General features: G+C 53.1%; 4 protein-coding genes. 2 read left to right on the top strand and 2 right to left on the bottom strand.

The window, feature by feature from the left end; all coding sequences use genetic code 11:
• Nucleotides 1-101: 101 nt before the first annotated feature.
• Together C5P05_RS00560 and C5P05_RS00555 are read right to left on the bottom strand one after the other, a co-directional pair.
• Nucleotides 102-1,382, bottom strand: a complete 1,281-nt coding sequence (locus tag C5P05_RS00560) for a hypothetical protein (RefSeq protein ID WP_114967991.1) — start codon at nt 1,380-1,382, stop codon at nt 102-104.
• Nucleotides 1,383-1,498: 116 nt separating this feature from the next.
• Nucleotides 1,499-2,230, bottom strand: a complete 732-nt coding sequence (locus tag C5P05_RS00555) for a PEP-CTERM sorting domain-containing protein (protein ID WP_157979149.1) — start codon at nt 2,228-2,230, stop codon at nt 1,499-1,501.
• Nucleotides 2,231-2,998: 768 nt separating this feature from the next.
• Here C5P05_RS00555 and C5P05_RS00550 point away from each other — a divergent pair.
• Together C5P05_RS00550 and C5P05_RS00545 are read left to right on the top strand one after the other, a co-directional pair.
• On the top strand, nt 2,999-3,490 hold the full coding sequence (locus C5P05_RS00550; protein WP_198674569.1) for a hypothetical protein: 492 nt from the start codon (nt 2,999-3,001) through the stop codon (nt 3,488-3,490).
• 83 nt (nt 3,491-3,573) lie between these two features.
• Nucleotides 3,574-4,569: a hypothetical protein gene (locus C5P05_RS00545; RefSeq protein WP_157979148.1), complete on the top strand. Its 996-nt coding sequence runs from the start codon at nt 3,574-3,576 to the stop codon at nt 4,567-4,569.
• The last annotated feature ends 546 nt before the right edge of the window (nt 4,570-5,115 follow it).

Raw genomic sequence — 5,115 nt, 5'->3', positions numbered from 1 at the left:
CTGAAGGATGTTCTGGCACGACTGCCTACGCAAAAGAACAGTCACATTGATGAGCTGTTGCCGCATCGCTGGACGCCGCTATCCCAGTAGCCGTTCAACGGTCAAGGTGTGTTGGCCGGACGCATACAAACCAACTCCCAATAGTGGACGCCAGCCAGTGCCTCGAAATCCCTACTGACACCATTTGACAGATTCGTGTGAGCCATCACAGGGACTTCGTTATGCTCGCACCAGTGAAGGACCTTCTTCATAGCTTCGTCGAGAAGAAAACCCATATCGTCTCGACTAGTCCAGTCAGGTAGCCATTTCCGCACCCAGAAGTCGGAGCCCTTGTTGCCCTGCACCTCAACGTTGCCGAGTGGTGCGAACCCCATGGGTGGGTAAAGCTTCACGCCCACGCATCCGCGCTGCTCGATGGCCATAGTCACCATACTGAATGAGTCTTCGGGCGAGTGGCCTAGATTGTGCGCAATCTGCCTTAGCGGGTCGTAAGGCACGAAGCTATGAACACGACCCCCAGTCAAAATGGCAATCTGCTCCATTACCTGGACCTGCACAGTCAACGATGTGGGTGTCTTGCTGCCCGATGAAAGCCACCAGTCGTAGTCAACCATGCTTGGCAACATCAGGTCGACGACTCGAGTTCCAGGCTCGTTGTACGTACGGAGATAGTCGTGAACGCTTACATACCGGTACTGGAAGTTTTGAAGGACAAAGTCAATCATGCCTCTCGCGGAGCGCCCCTCAAGTGACAAGATTGCGATGGCTCCAGTGCGTCTTGTGGCGTGGTATGTCTCCACGTCTTCAGGGAGGCTCTCAATGGCGCTTACCGCGTCAAATTTCACCTTGGACTCTTCATCAAGTGCCTGTGAAAAAGCTTTGTTGTTGAATCGCTCAAGAAATGGACGGAATTCCGACGAGCGTCGCAATGCGGTGAGAAGCTGCTGTCGCCCAGTTGAATAGCCAAGCTGCCGCATGGCGGCAACGCGGGATGATGCCTCCGCCCGAGTACATGATTTGAGTGCCCCTGCAATACCGCGCAACTCCGCTAGCTCGGTAAGACCATCAGGAGCTAATGACCATGCAAGGTCCTGCAGGATACTGCCGAGTACTCTTGCACCTTCACCGAGGGCACCTCCTTGCTTCACCGCAACTTTGCTCAGGAAGTCGCTGACTTGGAGGTCGGTGCCATTGAATACATGGCAGTGCGCGTCGATGGTCAGTGGACCATCCCTGTAGCTAACCTCCGGGGCCTCTGGGCAGACCGGCGTAAGCTGACGGGGGAACCACGATGCACATCCTGTCAGGAATTCGAGGGAAAGCGATGCAACCAGATTGAGGACGGTTCGCCTTTCTACAGACGCCGGAGACTCAGTTGACATTGATATGCCTCCTTGGTCATTGTTGTGCAAGTGCACCTTGGCCGGACTGTGTTCGCTTAAACACCAAAGCAATCATTCAGCTCCGACCTTAAGTGACTGCTAATGACGAACAAAAGTCATTCCACCTGTGAGCGAGACCGGCTGCTGTACAGTATGCTACTGCCAACGTGTACGGGCAGCCGCCGCCGACGGACCAGACCCAGGCCCGCTAATGCTGTAAGCACCAACAGCAGTGACTCAGGCTCAGGCACTTGGGCGGCAGCCACATCGCCGGAGCGCACAGCAAATGCAAACGTCGGTGAGCTTGTGTCTTTCCAAGTACTGCCTTGAAAGCCATCTCTAAAGTTAAAGCTCCAAGCGAAGTCTGCGAGGAGCGGGTAATCTGTATTTGTCCAGTAGTAGTTGAATTGCACGCCCAGAAAATTGCCGATACTGGTTAGGGCCCCTGCACTGTTACCCAACTCCGTGTACCAAAGATGGCCCATCTCGCCGCCGGAGCAGTTGTAGCCAGAACCAATCACCCCAATGCTCCCGCCTGCGTCAAAGATTTGGCTACATGTAGCGTCGGGCTGTGTGACAGTGGGAAGGCGCCAGTCGCTGAAGGCACCGATGCTATAGTCGTTCGCCCAGGCATTGGCTGCGGCCCAACTCAGCGCATTCGTGTTGCCATTACGCAACCAAGTGATATTGAGGTCGCCGTCGTAAAGAAATACAGCACTTGCGTCATTCGCGGCAACAGAAGTGCCGTTGATGTCACGACCTAGTAGTCCGGCTTGAGCAGGCAGGAGCATAAAGAATGTCCCGGCCAAGATAGCCAGTAGGGCATAGAAACAGGTCTTAATTGGCATGATGTCATCTTCCGTAGGAATTGCTTGCATTGCCAAGACGACAATAACTAATCCTAAGCACAATTCGAGCCTGTAGTTTTTTCTCTAAATTTATCAATGACTTATGTTGAAGACCTAACATGTACACGACATCAATGTAAAGTTCATCGACAGCGAAAATTTCAAGAAAATCCGCCTGCAATCAAGCTCCCACTGTGCACGTATCGGGTTGCAGATAGCAGCGATACCCTCTTAGGGCAATCGCCAATTGTGTCAAGTCTGTTTCCTTACGAAGTGCCCGGACTCTGGCAGCATCAATCCGAAATATGGGCCGTCTAATTGCTTTTGAATTTTGTGTCATGGCCGTATGGTTACCGACCTGATTCGTGTTGTCGAGCCAATAAATAGACAACGAAACAAAAATCTGGCGCGTAGTAGGGATGAAGCACCGCGTCCTTCACCGCGGGGCGATTGACCACGAGAGGGGCTCAGTCGACTGCGGCTAGCCAATCACAGCGAAGGACTGATTTACAAATGAGATTGAAATGCGCCGAGACATGAACCATGTGTTTTCGCAATGTGGCTGCTCCAAAAATCATCTAATGTGGCAAAAGGAAAGAAGGTCTCGCCTAGTCAACACAAATATGCGCTGCCGTAGCCTGGAAAATTCATCATCAAATTTATGGATGAATCATCCTTTGAAATCATGGGCTTGGAAATAGCAAGGGTTAGCGCTACCCTCGACCTGCAATTTACACCGCAGACTAGCGGGGCGAAGGAAAGGTAAGGATGGCCAGTAACGCAATTAGCCGCCGCAAGCGAAACGTGTACGCATTGCTGAAAGCCTCACTGGTTGTGAGAGCAACATGGCGCCTTGCGAAGTGCCTCGACAAATTGCGCTCTCAAGTAAACGAGTTATGGCCACTGCGCATTAAAGCCAGTGACGGCACCATCGGCGATGCTGCTCATCAAGGCAGGGAGTCAGACCATAACCCCTGGGTTATAGATGGCGATGTCGGTGTCATCACTGCAATGGACATCACTCATGACCCGAAGCACGGCTGTGACGCCGAGCGCATTGTTGATGCCGTGCTGCAGTCCAAAGATGCCCGAATCAAGTACATCATCTGGAACAGGCGCATCGTGAACTCTGAAGTATCTCCATGGATATGGAGACCCTATGCAGGGAAGGACCCTCATACCACGCACTTTCATCTGTCTGTGAGTGCCCAAAAGCCTCTATATGACGATGACGGCCCCTGGTCGATTTCATCCGAATGAACTCCTGAAATTCGATGATTTCCGAACCAAGCGGCACTGAGACAAAGCGGGCGCTCAACAACTGTCAACTGAGGAGGGAACCCGTGAGAATTCAGATTCAGTGTTGTCTGTTGCTGACTGCTGCAATCCTGACGGGGTGTGGCACCACGCCGTCGACAGTCCGCCTGCCAACTGTTGTCACTACCAACAGTAGTGCAGACCCAAACGAAGCTCGGTATAGGCTTGGTGAAAAGGCAACGGACCCGCTTCTGAGTCAGGCGACGGGCACCGTCCTACCGATTGAAAAGACGTACGGCAGTGTACTGGCTCAGGTCCGTGCGCATCAAGTGCTCTGGCAGAAAGAGTCGGACGAACTAGCAAAGGGAGTGGACGGACTGAATAACACACAGTTCGCTGGTGCTGTACTCGGCGCCATCGGTGTTCTCGCGAACTCAATTGACGTTGGTAAGGGCGGGGCCGCCATCGCTGGGGGCGCGGGGATATGGGTGGACAGGTACAAGCTGTCAGTTCAATCCAGCAACTACCGGGTTGGCGCGAATGCGATGCAATGCGTATTCAAGAGCATCACTGCAATTCCAGAAGGATTTTGGGAGGCCACCTACGTTGACAAAATTCCAGCCGAATACGGGAAGATGCGTTTCAACCGTTCGTTCTATGTAGCAAGTTCGAAAGACCAAGCGGCGGCTTCGAAGGGTTTCGACGCCTTGAAAGGGCTCTTCGTCAAGGTACACGAGACCATTCTTGATATCCGCTCCAGACTAGGTGACGTGCAGCGGTCCGTCAAGCTGACATCACCTTCAGGAAATGAAATCGCGGGTGCTCTGAAGGCCAAGCTAGATTCTGGAAAGACTACGGAAATTCAGTCGAATGCGCTTAAGGATGGTGCAGCAAAGATGGTGGCCAGTAATGCCACGGGCGCCAAACTTAATCAACTTCGAGTTTTGACCACGGCCAATGTCCCAGACGCAGAGGCGAAGGAAGCTGCGTTGAATGTGCTAGCTTTGGACGAAGAGACGCTTCAGCAGGCGCTGCAGCTTCCACTTGACTTGGATACCTGCTCCAAACTTATTGGACCCTGATGAAAATGAGTTAAAGCCCTCACGGGGCAGAGGAGGAAAAATGGCAGCGCGCATGCTCGGAATTATCACGACTGAGGGTTTCACTTTCGAGATTTGGGAAGAGCCTAACGGCCGAGTCCACTTCAAAGTGGATGCGGATATCGACGCGGGTGGTGAGAATGGACAGAGTGGTGGCTGACCAGCCTATGCGACAACAGACACTGGAAGCGACTATTTGGGAGGATGGTTATTCGCGCAGATGGAAAGGTTATTTGCGCGCACTCATTGGCGCGCAGCATCGTCATTCTTGAAACAGACAGTCAACCGAAGGTGTTCCCGGCTGGTCTGATTGCGTCGATGACGTGGTACCGGCATCCCGACAAGAACACGTCCGGCCCATCTGCGCACATGGACTCTGAAACCGTGCCCTACATCGTCGTTCCGTAAGCAACTGGGGAACACACATTGACGCGATGAGCGCGTCAATGCATTAGTCGTCAACGAATGGTTTGAGGTTGCCAGCGATGGGGCAGCAAGTCGCCCACCTGACTGGCGCGTTGGGTCGGC

Source organism: Rhodoferax ferrireducens, assembly GCF_003347515.1.
Classification (GTDB): domain Bacteria; phylum Pseudomonadota; class Gammaproteobacteria; order Burkholderiales; family Burkholderiaceae_C; genus Rhodoferax.
This window is presented reverse-complemented; position numbering and strand designations above follow the sequence as displayed.

Coding starts and splice junctions, on each gene's coding strand:
- C5P05_RS00550 (WP_198674569.1), top strand. CDS start 2,999: ATGGCCAGTAACGCAATTAGCCGCCGCAAGCGAAACGTGTACGCATTG.
- C5P05_RS00560 (WP_114967991.1), bottom strand. CDS start 1,382: ATGTCAACTGAGTCTCCGGCGTCTGTAGAAAGGCGAACCGTCCTCAAT.
- C5P05_RS00555 (WP_157979149.1), bottom strand. CDS start 2,230: ATGCCAATTAAGACCTGTTTCTATGCCCTACTGGCTATCTTGGCCGGG.